Origin of the sequence: Bradyrhizobium sp. (genome assembly GCF_049581145.1) — a bacterium.
Classification (GTDB): Bacteria; Pseudomonadota; Alphaproteobacteria; order Rhizobiales; family Xanthobacteraceae; genus Bradyrhizobium.
Genome location: NZ_JBAURI010000632.1, coordinates 1 through 2,040, shown reverse-complemented (window position 1 = coordinate 2,040; position 2,040 = coordinate 1). Strand labels below are relative to the sequence as shown.

The following is a 2,040-nucleotide window of genomic DNA, read 5'->3' as shown; positions in this document are numbered from 1 at the left end:
CGGCGAGGGGATTGTTTCGGCCGATGGTGGCAAAACAGATGGCGACTGCGGCGGTGAAGCTTAGGGCTTGAACTACGTTTTCGCCGAGGAAGGCTATGGCGAAGGTGGCGGGTGTTCGAGGGAGCAGAAGGAGGGTCAGCGTGAAGAGGCTGCCTACTGTACCGATCAGTAAATAAAGCGGGAGGGATTTGATCCAGCGCGCAAAAAAGGGCAGAAGAAGGCAGGCGGTGGCGCCGGCGAGCGAGAGGACCGCGCCCCCCATGCGGCCGACGAAGGCTGGCGAGGCGTGGAAGTCTGCGGAGACGCCACCGAGCTGGTTGGTGAGCGCGAAGGAGCCTGTGGGAGCGGCAAACAATAGCAGCGTAAGGAGTACTTCGCCCCGCTTCAGGAGGGCGCCTAGTTCTGTGAAGAGTTTGCGGAAGCCATCGCGGGCGAGGTTGAGCGCGGATTTGGCGGCGTCCGGTGAGGTTAGTTCGGGGACGGGGATCCAGGGGAAGACGGCGGCGGGCAGGACGACCAACGCTCCAAGTAGTGGCGCGATTACGGTTAGGGGGAGTCGACGCATGCCTTCGGCGGCGATGGCGGCCATGAGGCCGTTGCCGAGGAAGAGGCCTACCTGGGTCCAGGCGCTCAGGCGGGCACCTTCGTGGTTGGGGTTATCGCGCTCGGCTTCGGCGACCTCGGGGATGACGCCGGCGAGCCAGCCGCCCAGGGCATTGGAACTGAGTACGGAGGCGGCGTAGGCGACCACGAGCAGGATCTCGAGGGTAAGGAGGTGGCCGCGCATGAGGACCGCCGTCATCAGGCCGAGGCCTGCAAGTGCTGCAAACACGGTGGCATAGAAGCGACGGGTGAAACGGATGTCGAGCAGGGGGCCGAGCAGGAAGACCCAGAATCCGGGGGAGAGGCAGGCCGCGCTGATGGCGGCGATCTTGATTTCAGGGACGCCCTGGGCGGCGAGCATCTGGGGTAATGGCAGGACGATGAACCCACCCGCGAGGCCAATCGTGGCGTTCGAGAGGCCCATTAACCAGACGGGGGCTCGGCGGCGGGATTGGATGCGGGGGGGCATCGGGACAGTGTACGGCAGGGGGCTATTCTGCGGCTTGTCCTTCGTCGGCCAGGGGCTGCCAGAGCTCGAGGCGGTTGCCGTCGCAGTCTTTGATCCAGGCGAATTTGCCATAGGAGGCGTTGTCGCGCTTGGGGTCAATCCATACGCCGGCGGCCTCAAGTGTGGCAAGTAAAGCGTCTAGGTCATCTACGCGGTAGTTGATCATGAACGGTTGGGGACCGTCGCCGAAGTAGCTGGTGTCCAGCGGGAAGGCGGACCAGGCGGTCATACCGGTGCCTTTGGGGACTTCGTCGGACCATTCGAAAGAGGCGCCGCCGAAGTCGGAGAGGGTGATACCCAGGTTTGTGGCGTACCACTTTACCAGGGCTTTGGGGTCGGGAGAGCGGAGGAAGACTCCGCCTATGCCAGTAACTCTTGCCATTGCAACATCTCCGGGGTTTTAGTTTGATTGGAGCGCTGAGACTAGCGATTGTACCGCAGCGGTGTCAATTGCCCGTGCGGCTAGTTGGATGCCGTCGCGGAGGTTGTTGGATAGGCCGCTGACTACGAGGACTGCGGCGGCATTGAGGAGGACTACGTCTCTGGGTGGACCCGGCTGACCAGAGAAGATACTGTTTAGAATGAGCGCGTTATCGGCTGCGCTGCCGCCCGCCAAGGCCGAGAGCGGGGCGCGTTGGAGGTCGAATTGTTCGGGGGCGATGGTGTATTGGGTGACGGTTCCATTGCGGAGCTCGGCGATTTCGGTGGGGCCGGAGAGGGCGATTTCGTCTAGATTGCCGTCGCCGTGGACTACCATGGCGTGCTGGATGTCCAGCAGAATCATAGCGTTAGCCACCAATGGGACTAAGCGGGACTGGTAGACGCCCATGACCTGGCGGCGGGCTCCTGCGGGGTTGAGTAAGGGGCCTAGAATGTGCAGGATGGAACGTACACCGAGAGCTTTGCGGACGGGCATCACTGCTTTCAGT

Annotated in this window: 2 protein-coding genes and 1 pseudogene; all 3 read right to left on the bottom strand. The window is 62.8% G+C overall.

Translation table 11 applies throughout. The annotated features are described in order from the left end of the window. The coding region (locus WCB02_RS20870) for a hypothetical protein (RefSeq protein WP_423960999.1) at positions 1 to 1,027 on the bottom strand (1,027 nt) is incomplete at its 3' end. 67 nt (positions 1,028 to 1,094) lie between these two features. Further along, complete coding sequence (locus WCB02_RS20865) at positions 1,095 to 1,493, bottom strand: VOC family protein (protein WP_423960998.1); 399 nt, start codon at positions 1,491 to 1,493, stop codon at positions 1,095 to 1,097. Positions 1,494 to 1,511: 18 nt separating this feature from the next. Then, positions 1,512 to 2,040 (bottom strand): annotated as a pseudogene (locus tag WCB02_RS20860) (anthranilate phosphoribosyltransferase); the annotation flags it as partial.